This is a genomic window from Campylobacter concisus (assembly GCF_002165785.1).
GTDB classification, from domain to species: domain Bacteria; phylum Campylobacterota; class Campylobacteria; order Campylobacterales; family Campylobacteraceae; genus Campylobacter_A; species Campylobacter_A concisus_W.
The window spans coordinates 26,608-39,676 of sequence record NZ_NDYO01000013.1 but is presented as its reverse complement, the minus strand read 5'-3'; the positions used below and the strand labels follow the sequence as shown (position 1 = coordinate 39,676).

Annotated in this window: 16 protein-coding genes; 9 read left to right on the top strand and 7 right to left on the bottom strand. The window is 40.3% G+C overall.

Annotation, left to right across the window (positions count from 1 at the left end; genetic code table 11):
• The first annotated feature begins 71 nt into the window (after positions 1–71).
• From B9N62_RS10395 to B9N62_RS09605, 5 genes are read left to right on the top strand one after another with little or no spacing between them, the layout of a single operon-like run.
• Entirely contained in the window at positions 72–842 is a 771-nt protein-coding gene (locus B9N62_RS10395) for a hypothetical protein (protein ID WP_180382190.1), read from the top strand.
• Positions 839–1,960 (top strand): glycosyltransferase family 4 protein, encoded by a 1,122-nt coding sequence (locus B9N62_RS09620; RefSeq protein WP_087585300.1) that lies wholly within the window; start codon positions 839–841, stop codon positions 1,958–1,960. The genes B9N62_RS10395 and B9N62_RS09620 overlap by 4 nt, the downstream gene beginning before the upstream one ends.
• Before the next feature lie 46 nt (positions 1,961–2,006).
• Entirely contained in the window at positions 2,007–3,314 is a 1,308-nt protein-coding gene (locus B9N62_RS09615; protein WP_087585299.1) for a sugar transferase, read from the top strand.
• 19 nt (positions 3,315–3,333) lie between these two features.
• Complete coding sequence (locus B9N62_RS09610) at positions 3,334–4,212, top strand: Wzz/FepE/Etk N-terminal domain-containing protein (protein ID WP_087585298.1); 879 nt, start codon at positions 3,334–3,336, stop codon at positions 4,210–4,212.
• Between the two features lie 15 nt (positions 4,213–4,227).
• Positions 4,228–4,563: a GNVR domain-containing protein gene (locus B9N62_RS09605; protein WP_087585297.1), complete on the top strand. Its 336-nt coding sequence runs from the start codon at positions 4,228–4,230 to the stop codon at positions 4,561–4,563.
• A 16-nt stretch (positions 4,564–4,579) separates the two neighbouring features.
• Here the strand turns inward: B9N62_RS09605 and B9N62_RS09600 are convergent, their stop codons facing one another.
• The 4 genes from B9N62_RS09600 to B9N62_RS09585 form a co-directional block, all read right to left on the bottom strand.
• On the bottom strand, positions 4,580–5,440 hold the full coding sequence (locus B9N62_RS09600) for a cysteine ABC transporter substrate-binding protein (protein ID WP_021091264.1): 861 nt from the start codon (positions 5,438–5,440) through the stop codon (positions 4,580–4,582).
• Positions 5,441–5,533: 93 nt separating this feature from the next.
• A complete protein-coding gene (locus tag B9N62_RS09595; protein ID WP_021091230.1) occupies positions 5,534–6,271 on the bottom strand; it encodes an amino acid ABC transporter ATP-binding protein in 738 nt (245 codons plus the stop codon).
• A gap of 1 nt (position 6,272) precedes the next feature.
• Entirely contained in the window at positions 6,273–6,941 is a 669-nt protein-coding gene (locus B9N62_RS09590) for an ABC transporter permease subunit (protein ID WP_087585296.1), read from the bottom strand.
• Positions 6,928–7,581, bottom strand: coding sequence for an amino acid ABC transporter permease (locus B9N62_RS09585; RefSeq protein ID WP_087585295.1), 654 nt, complete (start codon positions 7,579–7,581; stop codon positions 6,928–6,930). The genes B9N62_RS09590 and B9N62_RS09585 overlap by 14 nt, the downstream gene beginning before the upstream one ends.
• Positions 7,582–7,692: 111 nt before the next feature.
• On the opposite strand from B9N62_RS09585, the gene B9N62_RS09580 reads away from it, so the two are divergent.
• The 4 genes from B9N62_RS09580 to B9N62_RS09565 are packed head-to-tail and all read left to right on the top strand — an operon-like array spanning position 7,693 to position 10,706.
• On the top strand, positions 7,693–7,938 hold the full coding sequence (locus B9N62_RS09580) for a CBU_0592 family membrane protein (RefSeq protein WP_021085230.1): 246 nt from the start codon (positions 7,693–7,695) through the stop codon (positions 7,936–7,938).
• Complete coding sequence (locus tag B9N62_RS09575) at positions 7,935–8,903, top strand: agmatine deiminase family protein (protein ID WP_087585294.1); 969 nt, start codon at positions 7,935–7,937, stop codon at positions 8,901–8,903. The genes B9N62_RS09580 and B9N62_RS09575 overlap by 4 nt, the downstream gene beginning before the upstream one ends.
• Before the next feature lie 2 nt (positions 8,904–8,905).
• Positions 8,906–9,832, top strand: a complete 927-nt coding sequence (locus B9N62_RS09570) for a cation diffusion facilitator family transporter (protein WP_087585293.1) — start codon at positions 8,906–8,908, stop codon at positions 9,830–9,832.
• A gap of 1 nt (position 9,833) precedes the next feature.
• Positions 9,834–10,706 (top strand): carbon-nitrogen hydrolase, encoded by an 873-nt coding sequence (locus tag B9N62_RS09565; protein WP_087585292.1) that lies wholly within the window; start codon positions 9,834–9,836, stop codon positions 10,704–10,706.
• A 26-nt stretch (positions 10,707–10,732) separates the two neighbouring features.
• Here the strand turns inward: B9N62_RS09565 and B9N62_RS09560 are convergent, their stop codons facing one another.
• Genes B9N62_RS09560 through pstC form a run of 3 tightly spaced genes read right to left on the bottom strand, consistent with a single transcriptional unit; the run spans position 10,733 to position 13,068 of the window.
• Complete coding sequence (locus B9N62_RS09560; protein ID WP_087585291.1) at positions 10,733–11,398, bottom strand: phosphate ABC transporter ATP-binding protein; 666 nt, start codon at positions 11,396–11,398, stop codon at positions 10,733–10,735.
• Entirely contained in the window at positions 11,367–12,224 is an 858-nt protein-coding gene (locus B9N62_RS09555; protein ID WP_087585290.1) for a PstA family ABC transporter permease, read from the bottom strand. The genes B9N62_RS09560 and B9N62_RS09555 overlap by 32 nt, the downstream gene beginning before the upstream one ends.
• The gene (pstC, locus tag B9N62_RS09550) at positions 12,211–13,068 is read right to left on the bottom strand and encodes a phosphate ABC transporter permease subunit PstC (RefSeq protein ID WP_087585289.1); all 858 of its coding nucleotides are present in this window, start codon (positions 13,066–13,068) and stop codon (positions 12,211–12,213) included. The genes B9N62_RS09555 and pstC overlap by 14 nt, the downstream gene beginning before the upstream one ends.
• Position 13,069: the final 1 nt, after the last annotated feature.

Genomic DNA, 13,069 nt, shown 5'->3' with positions numbered 1-13,069 from the left:
TTTTATGCAGAGACGTTTTTAAGGCAAAAACGACCCCCTTCGTAAAAAGCTTATTTTATATATTCAAAAATATGCGAATAGGTATAAGATTAACGATCTCTACGCTTTGTAATATATTTTTGATTTTTATCGCAAGATCGATGATCGCATGGAAATTTAGCGTTATAGTATTCGGAAAAATTTCGCTAGTATTGTCGTTATTAAATTTCGCTCTATTTTTTATCAACGCATTTTCGGCGATTTTGTTTCCGATTTTGCGGAATAAAAGCGCTAACGAGCAAAATGAAATTTTTAAAATTTTAGACGACGGACTATCCGCCATATTTATATTTTTATTTCTTTTTGCGTATCCGATGCAGATATTGCTTGCTCTGTGGCTGCCAAAATACGCGGACGCGCTGCATTATATGCCGATAATTTTTGCTATATTTTTATGCGAAGGAAAGACGCTTTTGCTTACCAATTCATATTTTAAAGCATTGCGAAAAGAGCGGCAGATGCTTCGCGTAAATTTAATAATTTTGACCCTGTTTTCGATATTTATAATGCTTGCGGTAGTCGTATCGGACGATCTATTTATCATAATGTTTTGTCTATTTTTATCTCTTTTCTTAAAATACGTTGCGTTAAGTCGCGAGCTAGCTAAATTTATAAACAGCGTAAATTTTTACAATATCGGGACGGATTTTTTTTGCAGCGTTTGCTTCGTTTTTTTATCCCGCGCGGCGGGCGAAGCCTATTCGTTTTGTTTGGCGGCGGCGATGTTTATATTTTTGTTTGCGTTAAAGAGAAAAAATTTGATACGATTGTTTAGATTTGCAAATACGGCGGAGTTTAAATGAAAAAAGCCCTAATTCACGACTGGTTCAGTACCTATGCTGGTGCGGAGAAATGCGTTGAGAGTTTTACCAATATTTGGGATGATTTTGAAATCTACGGTCTCATCGATTTTTTAAGCGATACGGATCGGAATAAAATTCTAAAAGGCAAGCGTGCCCATATGAGTTTCATTCAGAATTTGCCCTTTGCGAAGAGTAAATACCGCAACTACCTGCCGCTATTTCCGCTTGCGATAGAGCAGTTTGATCTAAGCGGCTACGACGTCGTGCTATCCAGTTCGCATGCCGTCGCAAAGGGAGTTTTGACTCATCAGGGGCAGCTTCACATCGCCTATGTGCACACGCCGATCCGCTACGCATGGGATCTGTATCATCAGTACTTGCGCGAAAGCGGGCTAGATCGCGGTTTAAAAGGCGCGCTAGTGAAGTATTTTTTACATAAAATTCGACTTTGGGACGCAAGCGCCGCAAACCGCGTGGATCACTACGTCGCAAATAGCCGCTATATCGCGCGCCGAATCGAGAAAATCTACGGCAAGCCTAGCAATGTAATCTATCCGCCCGTGGACGTGGATAAATTTACGCTGCGCGAAGCCAAAGAGGACTTTTATCTCACCGCGTCGCGCATGGTGCCGTATAAAAAGATTGATCTCATCGTGGAGGCGTTTTCGCAGACGGATAAAAAACTGCTCGTCATCGGCGATGGCCCCGATATGGCTAAAATCAAATCGAAAGCTGGTAAAAACGTCGAGCTTCTGGGCTTTGCGGACAATGAGACGATGGCGGATCTCATGGGGCGGGCTAAGGCGTTTGTTTTTGCTGCCGAGGAGGACTTTGGTATCACGCCCGTAGAAGCGCAGGCATGCGGTACGCCCGTGATCTGCTTTGGTCGCGGCGGCGCTCGCGAGACGGTGATTGACGGCGAGAGCGGGTTATATTTTATGGAGCAGAACACAAAAGAGATGCTTGCCGCCGTAGCTAAATTTGAGCAAAATCATGATAAATTCGACCCCGTAAAAATCAGGGAAAATTCGCTAAGGTTTTCGCGTGCGCGTTTTGAAGCCGAGATCAAAAGCTACGTCGAGAAAAAATACGAAAAATTTAAAGAAAAAATAAAATAGTCGCCGCCAAGCGCGAAATTCGCGCAGCGCGTATCTGGATGGAAAAATGAAAAAATATCTTTGTAAAGCGATACTTCTTTTGGTCGATCTTTTGGCTATTTGGGTGTCTTTTGGTATAGCAGTCGAGCTTAAAAATTTATTTTACGGCGACCACGTGTTGCTTGATATATCCAAGTATCAGGGCTTTGGAATCGCTTATGCCTTGATGATAGCCTTGTTTTTTTATCAAGGGATTTATGCTAGGAGGTATGATTTTTGGCACGAGTGCGCCATAGCGGTAAAGAGCTGTTTTTTTGGGCTTTTGCTTACTTTAGCTGCACTTGCCTTGCTAAAGATAAACTATGATTTTTCAAGAGCTAGCTTGATTTTGGGCTTTGGCTTTATGATTTTTATTATCCCGGCTTTTAAATTTATAGCTAAAATTTTGCTCTTTAAACTAGGCTTTTGGAAAAAAAAAGCTAAAATTTTAGGCGAGAACAAGGAGTTTGAGCTGGCGATTTTTGATGATAAATACCTAGGCTATATTCGCACGCAGACCGAGTATGAGTCGCTTTTTATAGGCGGTAGCGGCATGAGCGTGCAGAAGCTAAATGAGCTAATAGAGCAAAATATCAAGGAAAATAAAGAGATTTTATTCACGCCCGTGCTTAGAGGTTACGATTTTACGCAAGCTCATATTTACAACCTATTTAACTCCCGCACGAGCCTTTTTGCGATACATAACTCTTTGCAGAGTAAATTTAACATTGCGCTAAAAAGAGGGCTTGATATATTTTTGATAGTTATGGCTTTGCCGCTTTTGATTCCGATTTTTTGCGCGGTCGCTATCGCTATGAAGATAAGCGAACCAAGAGGCAAGATATTTTTCTCGCATCAAAGGATGGGGCTAAACGGCAAGCTGTTTGGGTGTCTTAAATTTCGCTCGATGAGAGAAAACGGAGCCGAAATTTTAAAAGAGTATCTTGAAAAAAATCCGCAAGAAGTGGAGTATTTTGAAAAATATCATAAATACGAAAACGATCCGCGCGTAACCAAGCTTGGGAATTTCCTCAGAAAAAGTTCTCTTGACGAGCTACCTCAGCTAATCAACGTCCTAAAGGGTGAGATGAGCATCGTAGGCCCTCGCCCGTGCGCGCAGTATGAACGCAAGGATATGGGGCGATACGCCGAGCTAATCTTGGCGGTTTTGCCAGGGATTACCGGCATCTGGCAGGTTAGTGGTAGGAGCGACGTAGACTTTGAGACGAGGGCGCGAATGGATGCGTGGTATATGAAAAACTGGTGCATCTGGAACGATATCGTGATAATCATAAAGACCTTTAAGGTTGTTTTAATGCGTAAAGGCGCAAGCTAATTTCATTAAAAAGGGAAAAATGTCAGAACGGAATGATCAAATAATTTATCAAGACGAAGAGATAGATCTATTTGAACTAGGTAAAAAAGTATTGAGATATAAAAAATATATCTTTTTAACTACCGGTGCAGCTTCGTTGGCGGCCGGATTATACGCCTTTGTAGCTACGCCGCTATATAAGGCTACGGCTTTGGTTGAGACGGGATACTACAAGAATGATAACGGCGAAGAAATCTTAATAGCAAATACTGCCGATAATGTACAAAAATTAACGATAAAGTATATCGACTTACTAAAAGGCGTTGAAGACCTTGACTATAAAGTAGAAAAGATATCGGAGGTAAAAAATAATAAAAAGTTTTTTGACGTAGAGGTCGTCGCAAAAAGTAATGATATAGCCGTAAAGCAGATAAATAAAATGGTTGATGATTTGGCGAGCGAACATCAAAATGCCATAAACGCATATATCGAATTAAAAAAGGTTCAGCTTGCAAATATAGAACGTCAGATAAATTTCTTAAAAAACAACGTCATAGTGGAAAAGCAACAGCAGATAGAATATATAAAATCAACGCAGATACCTCGTATAGATAGGAAAATAACATATATGAAAGACGCTATTATACCTGCTGCACAGCGCGAAATATCGGCAATAGACGATATAAGTATTCCGTCGGTGCGAAAGAATATAGAGTTAAATATGCAAAGATTAAAAAAATATGAAGCAGAGCTAGAAAAACTTCGCACCAATAAAAATGTAGGCGAATCCAAAAATATTATACTTCGCCAAATGATGGAACAAGGTATTTATAGTCAAATTTCAAATTTAGAGCAAAGTATGATAGCTTTTGAGCAGCAAAAGCAAGTATTATTAACAAAATCTAAACCTGATGCGTAGAATAGATTAGATAGGTTGGTTGGCGTAGAGCTAGAAAATATGCAGGCGGAAAAAGATATCTTAGTTAATGATAAATTACCGTCCTTACAAAGAGAATTAGTAAATTTGCAAACCGAGGAATTAAATAAGCTTTTAGATCAAAGATCTCTCATAGAGCTTGCATTAGAGCCCTATAATTACCAAAATACGCAGATAGTTTCCGATATAGTTATCTCAAATAAACCCGTTAAACCTAAAAAGGTAATCATAATTGCAATTGCATTTTTATCGGGTTTGATACTGTCCGTATTCGGGGTTTTGGTTTACGATTCAATAAAAAATAGAATTAATAAAGATAAACGGGAGGGTTAAGTACCCTCCAAAATTTTTATAGTTTGCCGCCTTCAACGACAAGTGATTCTGGATTGACGCTATCGCCGTAGATCGGTTTTAGTGTAGCATCATAGTCTTTGTGGAAGAAATTTTCTTTTCCAAGCTCAATGATCTCATTGTTTAGCCAGTCAAGTAAAACTTTGTTTCCTTTTTTAACAGCTGGTGCTATCACGTCCACATCACCAAGCGCTTCAACGCCTACAACAAAACCAGGAGTCTCTTTCGCCCAGGCAAAAAGTAGGGCGTTATCATGCGCTAGTGCAGCACCTCTTTTATCAACCAAAGCTGCAAATGTTTCAGTATTTTGGTCGTATTTTGCAAGCTTAATGTCAGGATAATTTTTTGTAAAAAACGCGTCTGCGGTTGTGCCCTTATTTACGATTAGGGTTTTGTCTTTTAGCTCATCGATGCTCTTTATCACCGCACCTTCAGGGCTTACGATGCCAAGTGAAACCTTCATGTATGGAAGCGCAAAATCAACAACTTGTGCGCGCTCAGGTGTTTTTGTAAAATTTGCAAGCGTGATATCTACTTTATCTGCTACTAAAACTTCAACTCTACCAGCAGCCTCGACTAGCTCAAATTTTACCTTGCTCTCATCGCCTAGTAGGTCTTTTGCGATACGTTTTGCAAAGTAAATATCATATCCTTGGTTTTTGCCGTCTTTATCGACATAGCCAAATGGTGGTTTGTCGCTGAAAACGCCAATTCTTACATATCCGCGCTCTTTGATCTTTGCGATCGCATCAGCTTCGTTTGAAGCAGCTTTTGCCGTGTCGGCACCTTTGTCATTACCACAACCCGTTAGAAAGACGGTAGCGATTAATGCTAATAAGAAAAATTTAAATTTTCTCACTCTTTCTCCTTGTAAAAAAGTTAAATAAATAAGAGCGTTAAAATTTCGCTCTAAACGCATTTTGAAAAAACGGCAAATTATCTCTTATTTTTTCTAAAACGAGAATAAATTTAGAAATTTCTTCGCGCGATCGCTCTTTGGGTTGGTAAAAAATTCCTCTGGTTCGCTGATCTCCACGATCGCCCCAGCGTCCATAAATACGATCTTGTTTGCAACCGCCCTTGCAAAGCTCATCTCGTGAGTGACTATTAGCATCGTCATGCCATCTTTGGCTAAATTTAGTATAACATCAAGCACTTCTCTAACGATCTCTGGATCAAGCGCAGCCGTAACCTCGTCAAATAGCATAATTTCAGGGTTTAAACAAAGGCTTCTTACTATTGCTATGCGCTGCTTTTGGCCGCCACTTAGCTCCTTTGGATAGGCAAATTTCTTATCAAGCAGTCCAACCTTGCTTAGCCACATATCAGCGGTTTTTTCAGCCTCGGCCCTATCTCTTTTTTGCACCTTTAAAGGCCCAAGAAGGACATTATCTATGACGTTCATGTGATCAAACAGCTCGTAGCTTTGAAAGACCATGCCGACTTTTTGGCGGATCCTTTGCCAATCATTAAATTTAGCGTCTATCACTTCACCATCGATTATGATCTCACCGCTTGCTATGCTCTCAAGGCCGTTTATACATCTAAGAGTTGTGCTCTTGCCACAGCCCGATGGTCCAAGAAGCACGACCACTTCACCGCTTTTTACCTCTAAATTTATATCCTTTAAGGCGTGAAGCTCTCCATAAAATTTGTTTATTTTTTTAAGTTCTAATATGTTTTCGCTCATTTTAGCTCCATTTTTTTTCTAGTTTTTTTGATAGTTTTGAGACTGGATAGCAGATCACAAAATATAAAAAGAATATGAGCGTGTATATCCAAAATGGCGCCATAGGATTTGTAAATACATTTCGCTCGATGATCTGCTGACCGACTTTGACCACCTCTACAACGCCGATTAGTACGACGATAGAGGTTGTTTTTATCATACGGCTTAGTAAATTTACAGCTCCAGGCACTAGCCTTCTTGTGGCAAGTGGGATAATGACGTGAGAGTAAATTTGAAATTTACTAAGTCCAAGCGATGCGGCTGATTCAAATTGATGTTTTGGTATTGATGTTATTGCGCCACGCACGATGTCCATCATTTCAAAAATTCCCCACAAGCTAAAGACGATGAGTGAGGCTGTAAATGCTGAAATGTGAATATCAAACGCCTTACTGACACCAAAATAAAATAAAAATAGCCAAACGATCTGAGGCATTATGCGAACGATTTCTAGGCAAATTTTTAAAACAAAATAGATAAATTTGTTTTTCATGCTCATAAGCACGCCAAGCACTAAGCCACCGATTATAGAGATAAAAATAGAGATAAATGAAATTTCTGTGCTAACGACTAGACCTTCAAAGAGTCTTAGTAAATTTTGCGTGTCAAATAAAATACTAACTCCTTGCATTTCTCACCCTTTTTTCGACATAGCTAAGCACCAGCGAGACTGGCAAAATGATGATGAGATAGCTAATTACTAGCATAAAAAGTGCCTCGTCTGTCTTGTAATAAAGCCCAATGAGATCCTTTGCGACGTAAACTAGATCGGCAAGGGCTACGATACTAACGATGCTTGTCTCTTTTAGTAAAAAGATAATATTTGCACTGATGCTTGGCACTGCTACGCTAAATGCTTGAGGCAAGATAACATATCTTAGGAGCTGATTTTTGCTAAGTGCGATGCTTAGTCCCGCTTCGATCTGCGACTTTCTAACCGCCTCAAAACCAAGCCTAAAGCTCTCACTCATATAGCTACCACCAAGAAAGCTAAGACCAGCGACCGCACAGGCAAAGCCGCTCATCGACACTCCAAGCTTTGGCAAGCCATAATATAAAAAGAAAAGCTGTATAAGAAGTGGCGTGTTTCTTGAAAGCTCAACATAACAATCAACCACTTTTGAGAGAAATTTTAGCTTGTAAAATTTCACAGCCATGCAAAAAATGCCTATCAAAATAGAAAAGACGATCCCTAAAAAGGCGATCTGACAGGTGAGCACCCCAGCTTTTACAAAAAGCGGGTAAAATTTCTCAATAAACTCAAAATCCATAAACTTTAATCCAATCTGAAAAATGGATGTATTTTATCCCAATAATCATAAATTTAAAACTAATTAGGTATTATCGCAACTTAATTTTAAGCTTGCAAAAAGGATAAAATTTTGATCGATCTTTTTCAGATCATCGGCTTTTTAGGGATGATTTGCATCGTGATGGGCTACTTTTTACTTCAGATCGGCCGTCTAAATAGCCACGATCTAGCCTATCAGATAATAAATTTAGTAGGTGCGGTGCTGCTCATCATCTCGCTTTTTGTGCACTTTAACCTCGGTTCATTTTTGATAGAGGTCTTTTGGATAATCATTACAATTTATGGAATTTATAAAATTTATAAGGAGAGAGCGTGAGAGCTTACGCAGAGTGGGAAGAGCAGGAGCTTTTGTTTTTATCACTGCCACATAGTAAGAGCGACTGGGAGCCCTATTTAGAGGAGATTTTGGCGAGCTATGAGGAGCTAGTGGCTGCTATTACGCCTTATGAGAAGGTGGTGCTCATCTGCCCTGATGAGGCAAATTTTGATAGATTTAAGAAATTTAAAAATGTTGAGTTTGTAAAGCTTGAGACTGATGATACTTGGATTAGAGACTACGGTATGATCGACGTTTACACTGAAGACGGCGTAAAGAGCTATGACTTTAAATTTAATGCTTGGGGCGGTAAATTTAAGAGCTCAAAAGATGACGCGATAAATTTAGAGCTAGCTAAAATTTACAAAACTAAGCTTGAGCCAGTCGATATGATACTAGAGGGTGGCAGCGTCGAGTTTAACGGCGATGGTATGCTTTTAACCACTTCAAAATGCCTACTAAATGAAAATAGAAATTCCTCTCTTAGCAAAGAGCAGATCGAGGAGAAGCTTAAAAATTTATTTGGTCTAAAGCGTATTATCTGGCTTGAAAATGGCTTTATAAGAGGCGATGACACAGATAGTCACATCGACACTTTAGCTCGCTTTATCACGCCTGATACTATCGCTTATGCGAGCTGCGAAGATGAGAGTGATGAGCACTTTAGCGAGCTAAAAAGGATGGAAGATGAGCTTAAAAAGACAGGCTTTAAGCTGCTTGCTCTGCCGCTTCCTAAGCCTAAATTTTATGATGGCAAAAGGCTTGGCTGCACCTATGCAAACTTCATCTTTATAAATGGCGCACTGATCGTACCAACATATAACGACGATAACGATGAAAAGGTGCTAAATTTACTAGCTAGTGCACTTCCAGATAGAAAGATCATCGGTGTAAATTCGCTAGTTTTTGTCCGTCAAAATGGCTCGCTTCACTGCTCAAGCCAAAATAGATACAAGAGGGCTTAAAATTGGGAAGTCCGTTTGATTATGAGTTTAACCGCATAAATAAGCAGGAGTGCACGCAGGGCGAAAATAAGGCAGTTATCGCAGCCGGAGCTTGCGCCTTTTTGCTCGCACTTGTGAAATTTACAGCTGGGCTTTTTAGCGGCTCGGTCGCTGTGCTTGGCTCGGCGATTGACTCGATGCTTGATTTTATCGTCTCTCTTTTAAATTTATTTGCGCTTAGAAAGTCAAGAAAGCAAGCCGATGAGAGATTTAACTTTGGCTACACAAAGCTAGAGGCCTTGGCAGCGCTATTTGAGTGCATCATCATCGTGGCAGCGGCTGGATATATTTTTTATGAGAGTATTAAAAAATTTAGTGAACCAAATTTAGAGATAGACCTTGGCTTAAGCCTTGGCGTGATGGTATTTTCGGTAGTTGTGACGCTATGTTTGGTGCTATTTTTAAACCAAATTTCTAAAAAAAGCGGAAACCTTATCATAAAAGCAGACGCTCTGCACTATAAGATCGACCTTTTTAGCAACCTTGCAGTCATCATCTCGCTGCTTATCATTAAATTTAGCGGATTTGTGATGATAGATGCGATCTTTGGTATCGTGATAAGTGGCTACATCGCTCAAAGCGCTATAAATTTAGGTAAAGACGCCCTTGGTGTCTTGCTAGATCACGCAGCAAGCCCTGAAGTCACAGATGAGATCATCAAAATGATAAAGGCAAAGCAGAGAATTTCAGACTTTCACTACCTAAACACAAGACAGAGCGCAAATACCATATTTTTAACGCTGCATTTAGTTTTTGACAAAGATATCTCGCTTTACGATGCGCACGAGGTGGCCGAATCGCTTGAAGCTGAGATAAGAGAGAAATTTAAGGAATTTTCGTGGCAGATAACCACGCATTTAGACCCATACAACGACAAAGAAGGGAGATGAGATGAAAGTAGCACTACTTCAACAAGAATTTAAAGGGACAAAAGAGGCGACCATCGCAAAGACACTTGAGCTAATCGCTGAGGCAAAAAAAGGTGGCGCTGATCTAGTTGTCTGCCAAGAGCTGCACCAGACGCAATACTTTTGCCAAAGCGAGGATACAAATTTCTTTGATCATGCAAATGAGTGGCAAGAAGATGTCGCTTTTTGGGGCAGGGTGGCAAAAGAAAATGGCGTAGTTTTGGTCACTTCGCTCTTTGAAAAGAGGGCTGACGGACTTTATCACAACACCGCTTTTGTCTTCGAGCGTGACGGCAGTGTGGCTGGCAAATACAGAAAAATGCACATCCCTGATGACCCTGGATTTTACGAGAAATTTTACTTCACGCCTGGCGACACTGGCTTTGAGCCAGTTGAAACTAGCCTTGGCAAGCTTGGTGTTTTGGTTTGCTGGGATCAGTGGTATCCAGAGGCAGCAAGGCTAATGGCACTAAAAGGGGCGAAAATTCTCATCTATCCAACGGCTATTGGCTGGTTTGAGAGCGATAGTGATGATGAAAAGTCAAGACAGCTTGAAGCGTGGGTGGCGGTGCAAAGAGGTCACAGCGTGGCAAATGGTCTGCCAGTTGTTGCTGTAAATCGCGTGGGCTTTGAAAAAGATGATAGCGGCGTGATGGATGGGATCAAATTTTGGGGAAATAGCTTTGTTTTCGGACCACAAGGCGAGCAGCTTTTCCGCGCAAATAGCACAGATGAGCTTTGCAAGATCGTTGAGATAGATATGAAAAGAAGCGAAGAAGTGCGAAGAATTTGGCCATTTTTAAGAGACCGCAGGATCGATGCCTACGCAAATATCACAAAGAGGTTTATCGACTAAATTTAGAGCTAGAATTTCTAGCTCTTTTAAAATGTAAATTTCTTATCTACGATGCGAACTATTCTGCCGCCAAGCCTTTTTGCCTGCTCTTCGTTGTGCGTGGTGATGATGATAGTGTATCTTTGCGACAAGCTTTTTAAAAGCTCCTCTATAATTAAGACATTTTTCATATCAAGCGATGAGCAAGGCTCATCAAGCATGAGTACTTCAGGCTTTGTAGTTAGCATCCTTGCGATGCAAAGTCTTTGCTTTTGACCGCCAGAGAGCTTGTTAGCTGGCATATCTAGGTCGTTTATTTCGCCCAGTAAATTTACGCTTTTTAATAGCTCCTCTACTCTTTTTTGCTTATCTTTTATGCTGCCCTCATAAAATTCCATCGCATAGGTCAAATTTCTCTTGACACTAAAAGGAAAGAGAGTGGCGTCTTGAAAGAGTATAGCTAGCTTTCTTCTTAGCCAAATTTCGCCCTTATCTTTGATGTTTTCACCTTTAAATAGTATCTCTCCGCTATATCTGCCGCCTTTTTGCTCCAAAAAGCCATTTAGCGCTGAAAGAAATGTCGATTTGCCACATCCTGAGCTACCCATTAGGCAGATGATCTCGTTTTCGGCGACGCTTAAATTTAGATCTTTTAAAATTTCATTATCTTGATAAAAAATACTAAGATCTTTTATGTTTAAAATATCTGGCAATTTTCTCTCCTATATCAAATAAAACTACAGCTGAAAGCAAGTGCAAAATGATAAGTATAAAGATAAGCACAAGCGCCGTAGCGTAGGCATTTTGCGTTGCGACTGACTGGCTTAGGAGCATGTGTAGGTGAAAAGGCAGTGCCATTACCGGCGAGAGCAGGCCTTCTGCCTTTGCCATGAAGACGACCCCTGTTAAAAGTAGTGGCGCGGTGGCTCCTATGGCGTAGCTGCCAGCAAGTATCAAGATGGATATGATATTTTTTCTAATAGTTGGCAAAACAAGCTTTCTAGCCATGAAATTTTTATCAACACCAAGCGCGAAGCTATCTCTTAACATCTTTTCATCGATCTGCGAGATCACCTTTTCAACGCTTACTTCAACAAATGGAAAGACCATCAAAGCAAGCGTAATGCTAGCTGTTAGCAGACTTTTAGGAATATCAAGGCTGACGATAAAAAGCCCATAAACAAACATCCCAAGCAAGATAGAAGGTATCGATGCCATAGTTTGGATGATAAATTTAAGCCCAAGCTTGATCGTGCGAGAGGTGCAGTAAATTTGCCTGTAAATGGCGCAGCTAACGCCGAGAAGCGCTGAAAATATCATCGAGAGTATCATCAGCAAAAATGACCCTATGATGGCGTTTCTTATGCCACCGCTCTCACCTAAATTTAAACCTTGCGGGTTTTTGGTTAGAAAGTCTAAATTTATCTGAGAGATGCCATTTGCAAAGATGAAATAAAATATCCAAAATATCACCGCAACCACTATAAATACGTAAAGATAGGCGTAAAATTTGACTAAGAAATCCTTAAAAACGTTCATTGTTCTTCTCAAATTTAAAGATAAAAATATTTAGCATAAAGATAAAAACAAGCAGGACAAATCCGCTTGCAATAAGAGCGTGATAGTGTAGGCTGCCAGCTTCACTCATACCCATTTCAAGGGCTATTAGAGATGGTATGGTTTGAGCTTTTGAGAGCAGGTGCGGAAAAAGAGGGGTGTTGCCTATGACCATCATCACGGCCATCGTCTCGCCAGCTGCTCTGGAAAATGCGAGTATAAAGCCTGAAATGCTAGCTTTTATCGACTTTCTTAAAATGATCTTACGTATAAAGTATCCCGTGCTTACGCCAAGTGTGTCTGAGTTTGTTTTGAAATTTTGCTTTAGCAGATCAACACTTTGGAGCAAGTGCGAGGTAAAAAAGGGCAGTATCATGACGCTAAGGATGAGGCTAGCTGCCAAGACTGACTCGCCAGCGGACATTTTTAGCCCTGACTCTAAAATTTTTACAACCGTATAAAGCGCGAAAAATCCATATATGATAGAGGGTATGCCAGCTAGTATTCGTATCATCCAGTCTAGCACGTGCCTAAGCCAGGCGCTCGCAAAAAAGCAGATAAAGATAGTAACGCCAAGCGAGATAAAAAATGAAAATATGCAAGCTAAAAACGCAACTGCGAAATTTGCGATTAGGATATTAAACAGCCCAAAGCTAAAAGGCTCTGTACTAACGTCCCAGTCGCCATTTAGTAAGAAGTCAAAAAGGCTTACTTCTGCAAAGAAACTCGTGGAATTTAGCAGTAAAAATCCCACGAGTAAAAGCAAAAGCATGGCGGATAAAAGTGTAAAAAGATATACCCCGCCTTTAAAAATTTGCCCTGTCATT

Excerpts from the sequence above, each read along its gene's own strand:
- B9N62_RS10395 (WP_180382190.1), top strand. The coding sequence starts at position 72 with ATGCGAATAGGTATAAGATTAACGATCTCTACGCTTTGTAATATATTT.
- B9N62_RS09620 (WP_087585300.1), top strand. The coding sequence starts at position 839 with ATGAAAAAAGCCCTAATTCACGACTGGTTCAGTACCTATGCTGGTGCG.
- B9N62_RS09615 (WP_087585299.1), top strand. The coding sequence starts at position 2,007 with ATGAAAAAATATCTTTGTAAAGCGATACTTCTTTTGGTCGATCTTTTG.
- B9N62_RS09610 (WP_087585298.1), top strand. The coding sequence starts at position 3,334 with ATGTCAGAACGGAATGATCAAATAATTTATCAAGACGAAGAGATAGAT.
- B9N62_RS09595 (WP_021091230.1), bottom strand. The coding sequence starts at position 6,271 with ATGAGCGAAAACATATTAGAACTTAAAAAAATAAACAAATTTTATGGA.
- B9N62_RS09590 (WP_087585296.1), bottom strand. The coding sequence starts at position 6,941 with ATGCAAGGAGTTAGTATTTTATTTGACACGCAAAATTTACTAAGACTC.
- B9N62_RS09585 (WP_087585295.1), bottom strand. The coding sequence starts at position 7,581 with ATGGATTTTGAGTTTATTGAGAAATTTTACCCGCTTTTTGTAAAAGCT.
- B9N62_RS09565 (WP_087585292.1), top strand. The coding sequence starts at position 9,834 with ATGAAAGTAGCACTACTTCAACAAGAATTTAAAGGGACAAAAGAGGCG.
- B9N62_RS09555 (WP_087585290.1), bottom strand. The coding sequence starts at position 12,224 with ATGAACGTTTTTAAGGATTTCTTAGTCAAATTTTACGCCTATCTTTAC.
- pstC (WP_087585289.1), bottom strand. The coding sequence starts at position 13,068 with ATGACAGGGCAAATTTTTAAAGGCGGGGTATATCTTTTTACACTTTTA.